10 protein-coding genes, 1 tRNA gene and 1 riboswitch are annotated in these 13,341 nt (G+C 73.3%); of the genes, 7 read left to right on the forward strand and 4 right to left on the reverse strand.

Annotated features, from left to right (window positions below; genetic code table 11):
- Window positions 1-142: 142 nt before the first annotated feature.
- The 4 genes from JN535_RS18735 to JN535_RS18750 all read left to right on the forward strand — a co-directional run bounded on the left by JN535_RS18735 (window position 143) and on the right by JN535_RS18750 (window position 3,913).
- Entirely contained in the window at window positions 143-475 is a 333-nt protein-coding gene (locus tag JN535_RS18735) for a PadR family transcriptional regulator (protein ID WP_047234130.1), read from the forward strand.
- Window positions 475-2,013 carry a hypothetical protein gene (locus tag JN535_RS18740; RefSeq protein WP_205207328.1) on the forward strand — a complete coding sequence of 513 codons (1,539 nt, stop codon included), beginning with the start codon at window positions 475-477 and terminating at the stop codon, window positions 2,011-2,013. Before JN535_RS18735 ends, JN535_RS18740 begins: the two co-directional genes overlap by 1 nt.
- Window positions 2,014-2,204: 191 nt before the next feature.
- Window positions 2,205-3,695: an NAD(P)/FAD-dependent oxidoreductase gene (locus tag JN535_RS18745; protein ID WP_205207329.1), complete on the forward strand. Its 1,491-nt coding sequence runs from the start codon at window positions 2,205-2,207 to the stop codon at window positions 3,693-3,695.
- A 144-nt stretch (window positions 3,696-3,839) separates the two neighbouring features.
- Window positions 3,840-3,913, forward strand: a tRNA-Leu gene (locus JN535_RS18750).
- A 98-nt stretch (window positions 3,914-4,011) separates the two neighbouring features.
- On the opposite strand, the gene JN535_RS18755 is transcribed toward JN535_RS18750, so the two are convergent.
- Entirely contained in the window at window positions 4,012-4,938 is a 927-nt protein-coding gene (locus tag JN535_RS18755) for a VOC family protein (RefSeq protein WP_205207330.1), read from the reverse strand.
- An 89-nt stretch (window positions 4,939-5,027) separates the two neighbouring features.
- Window positions 5,028-5,157: riboswitch (TPP riboswitch) on the forward strand.
- On the opposite strand from JN535_RS18755, the gene JN535_RS18760 reads away from it, so the two are divergent.
- The 3 genes from JN535_RS18760 (at window position 5,148) to JN535_RS18770 (ending at window position 7,228) form a co-directional block, all read left to right on the forward strand.
- Window positions 5,148-5,900: a TenA family protein gene (locus JN535_RS18760; protein ID WP_205207331.1), complete on the forward strand. Its 753-nt coding sequence runs from the start codon at window positions 5,148-5,150 to the stop codon at window positions 5,898-5,900. (Overlaps the previous riboswitch by 10 nt.)
- A gap of 103 nt (window positions 5,901-6,003) precedes the next feature.
- Complete coding sequence (locus JN535_RS21320) at window positions 6,004-6,483, forward strand: helix-turn-helix domain-containing protein (protein WP_205207332.1); 480 nt, start codon at window positions 6,004-6,006, stop codon at window positions 6,481-6,483.
- A 97-nt stretch (window positions 6,484-6,580) separates the two neighbouring features.
- Window positions 6,581-7,228 carry a DUF6882 domain-containing protein gene (locus tag JN535_RS18770; protein WP_205207333.1) on the forward strand — a complete coding sequence of 216 codons (648 nt, stop codon included), beginning with the start codon at window positions 6,581-6,583 and terminating at the stop codon, window positions 7,226-7,228.
- A gap of 280 nt (window positions 7,229-7,508) precedes the next feature.
- Here the strand turns inward: JN535_RS18770 and JN535_RS18775 are convergent, their stop codons facing one another.
- The 3 genes from JN535_RS18775 to JN535_RS18785 form a co-directional block, all read right to left on the reverse strand.
- Window positions 7,509-8,114 (reverse strand): ClpP family protease, encoded by a 606-nt coding sequence (locus JN535_RS18775; protein ID WP_064315262.1) that lies wholly within the window; start codon window positions 8,112-8,114, stop codon window positions 7,509-7,511.
- On the reverse strand, window positions 8,114-8,776 hold the full coding sequence (locus JN535_RS18780) for a ClpP family protease (RefSeq protein ID WP_205207334.1): 663 nt from the start codon (window positions 8,774-8,776) through the stop codon (window positions 8,114-8,116). The genes JN535_RS18775 and JN535_RS18780 overlap by 1 nt, the downstream gene beginning before the upstream one ends.
- A 91-nt stretch (window positions 8,777-8,867) precedes the next feature.
- On the reverse strand, window positions 8,868-13,331 hold the full coding sequence (locus tag JN535_RS18785; RefSeq protein WP_307868976.1) for an Ig-like domain-containing protein: 4,464 nt from the start codon (window positions 13,329-13,331) through the stop codon (window positions 8,868-8,870).
- Between the last annotated feature and the right edge of the window lie 10 nt (window positions 13,332-13,341).

Below are 13,341 nucleotides of genomic sequence, written 5' to 3' on the forward strand. Positions count from 1 at the left end.
GCGACCCCGGGTTCGGCGTCTCCGGGGACGGGCGGCGTGTCGCCGTGCGCGGTACTGCGTATCGCGCGGTAGTGTGCATCGCGTGAGCCCGCCGCGTCCGGCGGGCCGGGAGGAACCAGGGCCACGCCCGACGGAGGGTCGGATGGACACCACGCAGCTGCTCAAGGGGGTGCTCGACGCCGCGGTCCTCGCGGCGGTCGAGGCCGAGGACGGGTACGGGTACGACGTCGTGCGGCGCCTGCGCGCCGCGGGGCTCGACGACGTCGGGGACGCGTCGGTCTACGGGACGCTCCGGCGCCTGTACGCCAGCGGTGCGCTGACGACGTACGTCGTGCCGTCCGACGCCGGCCCGCACCGCAAGTACTACGGGATCAACGCGCAGGGCCGGGCGATGCTCGACCTGCACCGCAAGGAGTGGCAGACGTTCGCGGGCACCGTGTCCGCGCTGCTGCGGACCGGAGAGGTGGCCGCCTGATGAGCACGACGACGCCCTCGCAGCCGCCCGTCGGCGCACCCGTGGGGCTGGCCTTCTACGGGCACGTCCACGCGTACGCGCAGCAGGTGCGTGCGCACCTCGCCGACCTGAGGCCGGAGCAGGTCGAGGAGCTCACCGACGGGCTCGAGGCCGACCTCGCCGAGGCGGTCGTCGACGCTCCGGGTGCGCTCCCGCGGCGCTCGGCCACGTCTCCTGCACCCGACGGCGGTCCCGCCGGCCCCGCCGGCCCCGCAGGCCCCGCCGGCCCCGCAGGCCCCGCCGGCCCCGCAGGCCCCGTCGGCCCCGCCGGCGCCGACGCCGAGGACCCGGGCGCACCGGTCGACGGGAGCCTCGACGACACGAGCCTCGACCTCGTCGCGTTCTTCGGTCCGCCCGCCGCGTACGCCGCCGAGCTGCGCGCCGCGGCAGGGCTCCTCCCGGCGCCCGCCGCGGGCGGCGCGCGGCGTCCCCGCATCGGGGTGCGCGGGCGGCTGCTCGTGCTCGGCGGGATCCTCTCCTCGGGGTGGCGGTCCCTCTGGCGGCCCGTCACGTCGACGCCCCAGTGGGCGTCGGTGACGGACTTCCTCCGGACCCTGACGCCCGCGTGGTGGATCCTGCGCGGCTGGGTCGTGGCGACGCTGCTGCTCGCGCTGCTCGGCGGGTACCAGGTCGCGGTGCTGCCGCGGGACCTCTCGGCGCGGGTCGTCGTGCTCGCTGCCGTCGTCGTGAGCGTCCAGTGGGGCCGTGGCCGGTGGCTCCCCACGACCTGGCTCCCGAGGGTCGTGCGCCCGCTGTCCGTGGCGGCGGCCGTCGCGGCGGTCCCGACCGTCCTGTACGTGACCGCGGCGAGCGCGTCCGTCTCCGTGTCGGGGTGGGACGACGGGTACCAGCAGGGGTGGGCCGACGGGAACGGTGGTGCGGTGAGCCACGTCGCGTTCGACGGCGGGAGCAGCCCGGGCGTCGACGGCGTGTGGGTCGACGGCATGCAGGTGTCCAACCTCTTCGTCTACGACGCCGCGGGCGACCCCGTGCGCGACGTCCAGATCTTCGACGACCGCGGGCGCCAGGTCCGCACGGTGACCGAGGAGGGCACGTACGCGCCGTGGTCGGTGCCCGACGTCGAGGGGACCTGGTTCTTCCAGCCGACGCTCTCGACGGACGGTCGCGAGCGCTGGAACGTCTACCCGCTGCGCGCGGTCGCCGAGGAGGACGTCGAGTACGCCGACGGCGACGGGCACCCCGTCCCGGCGACGGGGACGCGCTCGCGCGAGATGCCGTGGCCGTTCCTCAAGGCGCCCACCGCGGTGCCGTCGAGCGTGGGCTCGGGGGACGCGGCGTCGGGCACCGACGAGCCGAGCACCGGCGACGCCGACGGCGCGGGCGACCCCGCGCTGTCGGGCGGCGCGCCCGACCCCGCCGACGGCACGGCGCCCGACCCCGCCGACGGCACGGCGCCCGAGCCCGTGCCGGCCCCGCCCGCGGGCAGCTCGCAGCCGCAGCCGACCGGCCCGACGCCCGTCGTCGGCGCGATCGGCTGACCGTGGGGCCGTCGGACCCGGGATCGCTCCCCAGCCTGGGCGTCGCCGTGGGGAGCGACCCGGGTCCGGCGCTGTCCGCGCCGCGCGGAATGTCTCGTCTGCCCGCTGCGCGGGGCCAGCGTGGGGCGCGTCACGCCCGTCTGGCGGACGCTCCGGCTCGCCAGTGCCGCGAGCGGTAATACTCTGGAACCATGCCTCAGAATGACCTGACCTCGGTCAGCCGTGCCCAGACCGCTTCGCCGCGGCCCCGCAAGGTGCCCCGCGTCGTCGTCCTCGGCGGCGGCTCCGTGGGTCTGTACGCCGCGCGCCGACTGCGCAAGAAGCTCGGCCGCCGCGAGGCGGCGATCGTCGTCGTCGACCCGCGCCCGTACATGACGTACGCGCCCTTCCTCCCGGAGGCGGCCGCGGGCTCGATCGACGGTCGCGACGTCGTCGCGCCGCACCGGCGCGCGCTCAAGGGCGTCGACGTGCTCCAGGGCAAGGTCGTCGCGATCGACCACGGCGACCGCCGCGTGACGATCCACCCGGAGGAGGGCGACGACTACTCGGTCACCTACGACCACCTGATCGTCGGCCTCGGCTCGGTGTCGCGCACGCTGCCCATCCCCGGGCTCGCGGAGAACGCGATCGGCTTCAAGAACGTGGAGGAGGCCATCGCGGTCCGCAACCACGTGCTCAACCGCATGGACGTCGCCTCGTCCACGTGGGACGAGAAGCTGCGCCGCCGCATGCTGACGTTCACGTTCGTCGGCGGCGGGTTCGCCGGGATCGAGGCGCTGGCCGAGATCGAGGACATGGCGCGCTACGCGACGCGCAACTACGCGACGATCGAGGAGAAGGACCTCCGCTTCGTCATGATCGAGGGCGCGGGCCGCATCCTGCCGGAGCTCAGCGAGCCCATGGCCGAGTACGCGCTCGAGGAGCTGAAGAAGCGCGGCATCGAGTTCCACCTCAGCACGTTCCTGTCGTCGTGCGTCGACGGGCACGTCGTCACCTCGACGGGTGTCGAGTTCGACTCCGACACCATCGTCTGGACCGCGGGCGTCAAGGCGAACCCGGTCATCAAGGAGTCCTCGGACCTCCCCGTGGACAAGCTGGGTCGCGTCACGGTGCTCCCGACGCTCCAGGTCGCGGACGCCGACGACAACGTCGTGCCGAACGCGTGGGCCGCGGGCGACTGCGCCGCCGTCCCGGACGTGCTCAACCCGGGCAAGTTCTGCCCGCCGAACGCGCAGCACGCGATCCGTGAGGCGACGCGCCTCGCGGACAACCTCGCGCTCGAGCTCCACAGCGAGCCGCCGGTCGAGTACCGCCACAAGAACGTCGGCACGGTCGCGTCGCTCGGTCTCTACAAGGGCGTCGCGGAGCTGTTCGGCGTGTTCAAGCTCCGCGGCACGCTCGCGTGGCTGATGCACCGCGGCTACCACGTCATGGCCATGCCCACGGGCAACCGCAAGATCCGCATCTTCATCGGCTGGATGGGCCAGTTCCTCATGGGCCGTGAGCTCGTCTCGCTCGGCTCGCTCCACGACCCGCGCGCGGAGTTCCGCGCGGCGTCGGTCCCGCCCAAGAAGGACGGCGAGCCGGTCAAGCAGACCGCGCAGGGCTCGGCGGCCGCAGCGGAGTCCGGTGCGGGCACCGTCGACGCGGACGACCGGACGCCGGCGGCCAAGGCGTCCTGACGCCCGTCCGCACCCGCCGGGAGCACCGGTACCTGCCTCACGACGAGGGGCGAGCCGCGCGTGCGGCTCGCCCCTCGTGGCGTCCGGGCCCGGGTCGAGCCCGACGGTCCGGAGAGCGCGCCGGTCGCGGTAGATTCGGCGCGCGCCCCCATGGCCCAACTGGCAGAGGCGGCCGGCTTAAACCCGGCGTGTTCCGGGTTCGAGTCCCGGTGGGGGCACCGACGCTACGAGAGCCCCGTCGGACCTCCGGCTCGGGCGGCGGCGCGGCCTCCTGGTCGAGGATCAGGGCCGTGCCGTCCGCGCGCCGCGACGCGGCTCAGCGCGCCAGCAGCTCGTCGGTCGTCGTGCCGGGCAGGGCCAGCGTGACACGCGTGCCCCACGGGTCGTGCACGACGACGGAGCGGCCGTCGTCGGCGTGCTGCAGCCCTCGGGCGCGCAGACGGGAGACGAGCGCGTCGAGGTCGTCGCGGCCGGGCACGGTGATCGCCACGTCCCCGAGGCCGAGGCTCGCGGCGCGCGGCCCGGCGCCGGCGCTGTTCCAGACGTTCATCGCGACGTGGTGGTGGTACCCGCCGGCGGACGCGAACAGGGCGCCGCTGTACTCGGTGACCGTGGCCTCGAACCCGACGGCGTCGACGTAGAAGTCACGCGCGGTCGCGATGTCACCGACCTGCAGGTGGACGTGCCCGACGCGCCCGGCGAGCGAGGGCCCGGCGTCGAGCGCGTCCTGCGAGAGGTTCGCGCGCAGGTACGCGTTCGGGTCCAGGTACTCGGTCGCCATGAGGATCTGTCCGCGCTCACGCACCCATGTCTCGCGCGGTCGGTCGGTGTACAGCTCGACGCCGTTGCCCTCGGGGTCGGTGAAGTAGAACGCCTCGCTGACGAGGTGGTCGCTCGACCCGACGAACGACCCCCGGCGATCCTGCGCGGCGCGGTAGACGGTCGCGGCGAGGCTCGCTGCGTCGTCGAACAGGAAGGCGGTGTGGAACAGGCCGGCCTGGCGCGGGTCGACGGCGGGCAGCCCGGGCGTGTGCACGAGGCGCAGCATGGGCGTCGTGGCGCGGCCCAGGACGCGGTGCACCTCGGTGCCGCGCGAGCGCTCCTCGAGCGGTGTCAACGCGAACGCACTCGTGTAGTAGGACGTCATCCGCTCGAGGTCGCCGACGCGCAGCGTGACGGCGTCCATGCTCGTGGACGGGGACAGGAGGCGGTCGGTCGGCGCGCCCGGGGTGCTCGTGGTCATGTCTGCTCCAACTTATTGTCGCTACAACTATATTCCCGCACGCCGTCGGATGCTCCGGGCACGGGCGGTGCTTCCTTGCTAGGATCGCGACGAACCACGCGGGGTGTCCCGCCCGGGCAGCGAGCTCGGGCCGAGGGACTGAGACGAGCGGTACGGCCGCCCGGACCCGTCGAACCTGATCTCGCTAGCACGAGCGGAGGAACGTGGGCATGACGACGCCTGCTGCCATCACCCTGAACCCTGTCCTCGCGGACGACCCGGCCGCGCTCGTCCGGCAGGAGGAGACCGGCTTCACGGCCGACCTCGCCCGCCGGTACGCGCCCCTCTTCGACGCGTTCTACGACCACCCGTTCCTCGCGGGCCTGCGCGACGGGTCCGTCGCGCCCGCAGCGGTGCGCCACTACGTCGGCCAGGACCACCAGTACCTCACGGCCTACCTGCGCTGCTACGGGCTCGGCATGGCCCTCGCGCCCGACCGGTCGTGGGCCGCGTACTTCCACGACAAGGCCGGGTTCCTGCTCGACGACGAGTCGCACGCGCACCACGCGATGTGCGACTTCCTCGGCGTCACGTACGAGGAGGCGCAGACGAGCCGTCTCGCCCCGAGCGCCCAGGCGTACGTCGACCACATGCTGGCGGCCGGCCGCGACTCGCTCGGCGTGCTGCTCGCCGCGCTCCTGCCGTGCCCGTGGACCTACATCTGGTCGGCGCGGCGGTTCTGGCTCGCCGAGCGGGAGACGACGCTCGGAGCGATCGGGGACGACCACCCCCTCGCGGGCTGGTGGGAGTTCTACGCCGCCGAGCGCACCGAGGGGGTCCTCGCCGACCTGCGAGAGCGTCTCGACACGCTCGCCGCCGATGCCGGCGAGGCGGAACGTGCCCGCATGGAGCGGGCGTTCGAGCTGAGCTGCCGGCACGAGATCCGGTTCTGGCAGATGGCGTGGTCCCTCGAGAGCTGGTGACGCCTCCCAGCGGTGCGGTGCCCGACGTCGGGCCGTTACGCCAGCAGCAGATCCTCGCCCGGGTGCCTCGGCACCCGGGCGAGGGCGCGGGTAGCGTGACCGCATGGACGTGACGAGCGCGGTGCCGAGCGCGGTGACGGCGAGCCCCCGGCCACGAGAGCGTGGGCGGTCGGAGCCGCTCCTGCGCCACGTCATCGGCGGGATCCTGCGGCGTGCGCGGCTCGCGCAGGGCCGCACGCTCGTCGACGTGGCGGCGGACGCGCGCGTCTCGACCGCCTACCTGTCCGAGGTGGAGCGCGGCCGCAAGGAGGCGTCGTCCGAGGTGCTGGCAGCCGTCTGCGGTGCGCTCGGCCTGCGCCTCGTCGACCTCGTGGCTCGCACGGGCGAGGAGCTGCGCCCCGTCGCCCCCGTGCGCGTGCTCTCCTCCGTCCGGGAGCGCGGCGCGCTCTCCGCGCCGCGGCACGCCGCCCCCGCGGGCGAGCCCGTGCGCGACCTCCCGGTCGCGCGGACCACGCTCGCGGCCCGCACGCTCGCGGCACGCCCGACGGCGCGCGCTGGCGACGTCCTGCTTCTCGCGGCCTGAGCACCGCACCCCGGCGTCGAGGCGCACCCGTCGGGTACCTGTCAGCACCGCGTGTCGTGCCCCGGCGCGGCGGGAGGCGCGCGGCTACCGTCGAGGGATGACGGAGCCGCAGACCGCGCACGGCACGGCGGACCAGACCGCCCCGGCCCTCCAGGAGCTCGTCGACGACGCCGCGTTCCTCTCGCACGAGCACCAGCTCCACCTCGCCGACCGCCACGGTGACGACGCGTGGGGCGCCGAGATGACGACCGGGTCGTTCACCTTCACCTCCGCCACCGGCGAGACGACGACGTGCCGGCTCCAGTTCCTCGGCACGGCCGCGCCCGGCCCCGGGAGCTGGATGTGGGCGTGGAACAACGTCAACGGCTTCCCCGAGGACGTGCTGCGCGCCGCCGAGAAGACCCGCGAGGCCGGGCTGCCCGAGGCGACCGAGGCGGAGCTCCCGCTCACCGACGACCTCCCGTACCGCCTCGCGCTCGCGGCCAAGACCGTCACCGGGTCGTGGACCCACTACAGCGCGCCCGTCGGCGGCGGGACGCGTGCGTGGTTCCTCCTCGATACGCCGACGGCCTCGCGCTGCCCGCGCCGAGCGTGCCGCGCGTCGTGCGGGTGCTCAGCGAGGGCCTGCTGTCGGTCACGGTCGTCGACCACCGCCGAGCGGTCGCGTCCTACGCGGCCGCGCGCGGCCTCGAGACGGCGGACGACGGCGGCGCGCTGGCGCTCACCCTGCCCGACGGGAGCGTGACCGTCCGGTTCGACGAGCACGGGCGTATCGCCGGCATCGAGGGGACAGCGCGCGGCGCGAGCGAGCCGGTCGACGATCCCGCGCCGAGCCCGACCGACGCTGCAGACGTACCCGAGGCGGACACCGCCGTCGACCCGGTGGCCTTCGACGTTCCGGAACCGGCGGAGCCCGCGCCGGCGGAGGAGCCGGGCCCTGTGGTGGAGCCCGTCCCGGAGCCGCGTCGTCGCTCGTGGTTCCGCCGGCGCGGGTAGGTCTGCGGCTCGGCGCGCTCGACCCCGGGTCAGGCGGCCGCGGCGAGCTTGCGCGACGTGACGACGGCGTCCGCGACGCCGTACTCGACGGCCTGGCGTGCCGTGAGCACGAGGTCGCGGTCGGTGTCCGCGCGCAGGCGCTCGACGGTCTGACCCGTGTGACGGGACAGCACCTCCTCCGTCTCGGACCGGATCCGCAGGATCTCCTCGGCCTGGATCGACAGGTCGGAGATGGTGCCCTCGCCGCCGCCCGAGGGCTGGTGCAGCAGCACGCGCGAGTGCTCGAGCACGAACCGCTTGCCCGGCGTCCCCGCCGCCAGCAGCACCGCCGCGGCCGAGGCGGCCTGCCCCATGCAGATGGTCGACACGTCGCAGCGGACGAACTGCATCGTGTCGTAGATCGCCATGAGCGCGGTCGCGGAGCCGCCGGGGGAGTTGATGTACAGGCCGATCTCCTGGTCCGGGGCGTCGGACTCCAGGTGCAGGAGCTGGGCCATGACGACGTTCGCGACGCCGTCGTCGATCTCCGTGCCGAGGAAGACGATGCGCTCCGAGAGCAGGCGGGAGAAGACGTCGAAGGCGCGCTCCCCGAGCGGCGTCCTCTCGACGACGGTCGGGATCGTGTAGCTCGCCATCACAGGCCCACCTTCCGGGTCGCGCGGGCGGGACGGACGTCGTCGACGGACTCGACGATCCGGTCGACCATGCCGTACTCGAGTGCCTGCTGCGCCGTGAACCAGCGGTCGCGGTCCGAGTCGTCGGCGATCGTCTCGACGCTCTGCCCCGTGCTCTGGGCGGTCAGCCGGTGCATGAGGCCCTTGGTGTACACGAGGTTCTCCGCCTGGATCGCGATGTCGACCGCGGTGCCACCGATGCCCGCCGAGGGCTGGTGCATCATGATCCGCGCGTGCGGGAGGGCGTAGCGCTTGCCCGGCGTCCCCGCGCACAGGAGGAACTGCCCCATGCTCGCGGCGAAGCCCATCGCGACGGTCGAGACGTCGTTGGGGATGAGCCGCATCGTGTCGTAGATGGCCAGCCCGGCGCTCACCGAGCCGCCGGGGGAGTTGATGTACAGCGCGACGTCGGCGCGCGGGTCCTCCGCCGAGAGCAGGAGGAGCTGCGCGCACAGACGGTTCGCGACGGCGTCGTCCACGGCCGAGCCGAGGACGACGATGCGCTGGTGGAGCAGGCGCGCGGTGAGCTGGTCGTCGAAGGACGACGCGGGCGGCGCCACGGCCTCGGCTCGGGGCTCGCGAGGGCCGTCGGCGGACGGTCTGTCGGTCAGGTGCGTGGTCATGCCCCCAGCCTGCGCATGGCGGGAGAACGACGAGGGCCCGATCTGCCGTCGGCTCATTCGCCGACGGCAGATCGGCTCTCTCATGATCGGGTCACAAGATGGGCCAGGGTCGCGGCTCGACGGTGACGCCGTTCCCCGGGGAGATGCTCACCGTCACCGTCGCGGTGCGCTGCGTGCCGTAGGGGTTGCCGAGGATGCAGCCGAGGTCGACGTAGCTCCCCGCCGCGAGATACCGCGACCAGGTGTAGCTACCGACCCGGTTGCCGTCGTAGTAGCACTGGAAGTCGTACGTGCCCGACGGGAACGTCTCGTTGGCGTTGACGCGGAACACCGTGCACATGTGACCGGTGCAGTTGCCGTAGCCGGGCTGGGTGTTCTGCTGCGGCCCGCGCGTGACCCAGACCTTCGGCGGGACCGGCCGGGGGTCGGTCCGGTGCGTCGCGTACCCGCTCCACGGCCCGCAGCCGGCCGCGTTGCAGGCCTGCGCCCGCAGGCGGAACGTCTGGTCGTAGTCGCTCCCGACGTTGATCGAGGTGCCGGTGCCGCTCCCTCCGCCCTCGATCTGCCAGTTGTACCTCGACACCGTGTTGCCCCCGTTGGAGGATGGCGCCGACACGGTGAAGCGACCGGTCGTCTCGCCCGTACGGGCGGCGCTGACGCCGGGGGCACCCGGCTTGTCGTAGGCATTGATCGAGGCCGATGCGGGGCTGGACGTGGAGGTGCCGCCCAGGTTGGTCGCGGTCACGGTGAACGTGTACGACCCTGGCGCGAGATCCGTGAAGTCAACTGACGTCCCGCTGACCTGCTTGGTCGCGCCGCCGGGAGTGGCCTTGACCGTGTACGACGTGATCGGGCTGCCGTTCGCGTCCGCCGCGCCCCAGGACACGCGCGGGATGCCGCTGTCCTGCGACGACGAGCCGACGTTCTGCACGGTGGGCTTCGGCGGCGCCTCGGGGCGGCCGTAGGGCACGACCGCGGCGGACTGCGGGCTCTCCGCCGTCACGCCAGCCTTGTTCTCGGCCGTCACGGTGAACGTGTAGGACGACTCGTTGTCGAGCCCGGTCGCCTTGTGGCTCGTTCCCGTGAGGGAGAGCGGAGCGCCGTCACGAGCGCCGTTCTTGTAGCGCTGCAGGCTGTACGCCTTGATCGCGTCACCGTTCTCGAACGGCGGCTCCCACGACACGTCGATCGACCCGCCGTTGAGCGGGGAGTCGGACGCGCGTGTCGCGCTGGGCGTCTTCGGGACGTCGGGCAGACCCGCGGGGATCTCCTCGGCGGAGTACTCGCCCCAGTCCGAGGGGTCGGGGGCGAGGTTCACGGCCTGCACGCGCACCCGGTACGCGACGCCGTTCTTGAGCCCGGTCCAGACGGTCTGGTTCCCGGTGAGGGACTGCATCTGGATGGCGCCGCTCGGCGGTGCCGGGGAGATCTCCAGGTTGACGGTCTCGATGGGCGAACGGTCGGTGTAGGTCTTGTTGGTCCAGGTGACGGTGAGGGACTTGTCGCCGAACTCGAGGGTGGGTGCGGCGGGCGGGTCGGGCTTCTCGTCGGGGCGTGCCTCGGCCGAGGGCGGGGACGCGGGTCCGTCGCCGACGGCGTTGGTCGCGTAGACGGTGAAGGTGTACTTCACGTTGTTGGTCAGGCCGTCGAGGGTGCAGGTGGTGGTGCCGCAGGCCTTCTCGTAGCCGTTCTGGGAGCGCACGGTGTAGCCCGTGATCTCGGCGCCGTTGTTGTTCGGCGGGTCCCAGGACAGCACGACCGTCTTGGAGCGGACCTCGTCGACCTGCGGGGTCGCGGGAGCCTCGGGCTTGCCGAGCACCTTGACCTGGACCCGACCCTCGACCATGCGGTCGGCGTCCTTCGTCGCGTCCTGGATGCGGTACGTGACGACCATGACGCCGACGAAGTCCTCGGCCGGTGTGATCGTCACGTCGTCCCCGGCGTAGGTGACGTCACCCTGACCCGTCTCGACACCCGCACCGACGATCTCCAGGGGCGTGTCGGGGAACGGGTTGGCGTCGTTGGCGAGGACGTTCACCGTGGTGGCCTTGCCCTGGTGGGCGTCGTCGACGGTGTCCTGGTTGGCACGCGCGAGCGGGCGGGTGGAGGCCACGACGGTGAGGGTCGCGGTGCCCTCGACCGGGGGGTGCTCGCCGTCGGTGACGGTGATCGGGACCTGGACGACCGAGCCCTTGGGCACGTCCGGGGTGGCCTGGGCGTGCAGGGTGCTGCCCTCGACGGTGACGGTCACGCCCTGCGCCTGGCCGGTGGCCTTGAAGGTCAGCGGGTCGCCGTCGGGGTCGGTCGCGAAGCGCGCGAGGTCGATCGACGCCTCCTCGCCCGCCGCGACGTCGAGCGTCGGGGTGGAGAGCTCCGGCGGCAGGTTCTCCGGCGGGACCACGCTGATCGGCAGCGTCAGCAGCGCCTTGTTGCCGTCGGGGTCGTCGGGCCCGGAGCCGTCGGTCACCTCGAAGGTGACGGCGGCCGGACCGACGTAGTCGGCGTTCGACGTGTAGACGATCTCCGTGGTCGAGGGCACCTCGCGGGTCCCCTCGAGCGCGGTGACCTTGTCCTCGGTCGTCAGGCGCGGGGCCTTGCCCTCGACGACGAGCACGTAGTCGGTGATGTCGATCGGCAGCGGCTCACCGCTGACGACCTCCAGGGGCGTGATGCCGGGTCGGAGCGTCGGTGCCTGGTCCGTGACTCCCGGGACCTTGACGAAGGCCTTGGCGGTGAGGCCGTCGATGTCGGTGGCGGTGTAGGTGATGACCTGGCGGTTCTCGGTGAGGGTGACGACGAGCTCGCCGGTGTCGGTGACGGTGGCGGTGGTCGCGTCGGTGGTGACGGTGAGCTCGGTCGCGGCGCCGTCGGGGTCGGCGTCGTTGTCCAGGACGGGGACGGTGACCTCGGTCTTGCCGAGGATGTCCTCCACGGGCACGGTGTCGTCGCGTGCGACGGGGGGCAGCAGGGGTGCGTCGGCGGCGACGTTGACGGTCACGGCGCCGGTGGCGCGGGCGCCGTAGGTGTCCTGGACCTGGTAGTAGAACGTGTAGGCGCCGTCGGCGTCGGGGGAGGTCAGCACGATGCGGTCGACGACGACCTCGGCGTCCAGGCCGTGGGTGTCCTCGATCCCGCCGGGGACCAGGCCGACCTGGTCGCCGTCGGGGTCGGTGTCGTTGGCCAGCGCCGCGACCGAGACCGTGCGCCCCGGGCGCACCGTGATCTCGTCGTCCACCGCCACGGGGGCCTGGTTGGTGTCGGCGGGCCGGGCGATGCCGACCTGGACCGTGCCGACGGCGGTGGCGCCGCGGGCGTCGAGCACGGAGTAGGTGAACGTGTCGTGGCCGGTCGCGTTCTCGGACGCCGCGTACTCGATCTGGCCGTCCACGACGCGGGCGGTGCCCTTGGCGGCGGGGGTCGCGATGCCGGTGACCTGGACGGAGTCGCCGTCGGGGTCGATCCCGTCGAGGGGGACCGCGATGCGCACGCTGGACCCGGACAGCACCCGGGCCTCGATCTCGCGCGGCTGCGGGGGCGCGTTGTCCTCCCCGTCACGGATGCGGATCGTGACCTGGGCGGAGTCCTCCTGCCCGTTGACGTCGCGCACCCGGTAGATCGCGTACGCCGTCCCGGCCTCGGGGCCGGCCTTGAACCGCAGCGTGTCCTCCGAGACGAACGCCTCCCCGAGCGCGGGGTCCACGTCCTGCTCGAGCTCGGGCTGCAAGAACAGCTCCAACCCGTCGGGGTGGGTGTCGTTCTTCAGCACCGGGATCGTCACCACGTCCCCCGCGTGCACCGTCACCTCGTCCGCCGCCGCCTGCGGCGGCTGCAGGCGCGTGGGGGCGGGCACGGGGATGACCCGGACCTGGCCCGTCGCGGTCTCGGTCCCGTTGGAGGCCGTGTACTCCACCGTCACCGGCGCGTCCAGGCGCCGGATCTCGGTGACGCGAAGCATCTGGTGCGCCAGGATCGCGACCGACACGCCGGCGTCGGCCGGGACGCGCACGGACTGGACGACGAGGACGCCGCCGGCGGGGTCGGTGTCGTTGGCCAGGACGTCCACCAAGGTGCTGCCGCCCGCCGGGAGCAGGGCGGTGTCGGTGACCACGATCGGGGCGCCCTCGGCCTCCGAGGGGGGCAGCACGTCCACCCGCACCAGGCCCGTGGTCGCGTTCGGGCCGTCGGTGACCTGGTACGTCAGGTCGTACGAGCGCGGCTCCATCGACACGAACGTGAACGTGCCCGCGTCGTAGTTCGGCGTGATCTCCGCCGGCGCCGATTCCGAGACCGACGCCAGGCGCAGCTCGTCGTCGTTCGGGTCGCTGTCGTTGCGCAACGGCTCGACCGTCACCGGCTGACCCGCCGGGACCACCACGTGGTCGTTCACCGCGATCGGCGGCTGCGGCCCCGGCACCACGTCCACCAACAGCTTGCCCTCGAAGGACATCTCACCGTCGGAGACCAGCAGGGTCACGATCTTGCGGCCCGTGGAGCCGCCGCCGTCGCGGAACTCCACGGTCCCGTCCGGGCGCGAGCGCACGTCGTCACCGGCCACGGTCGCCGCC

It is taken from the genome of Cellulosimicrobium cellulans (genome assembly GCF_016921195.1).
Taxonomy (GTDB): Bacteria; Actinomycetota; Actinomycetes; order Actinomycetales; family Cellulomonadaceae; genus Cellulosimicrobium; species Cellulosimicrobium cellulans_F.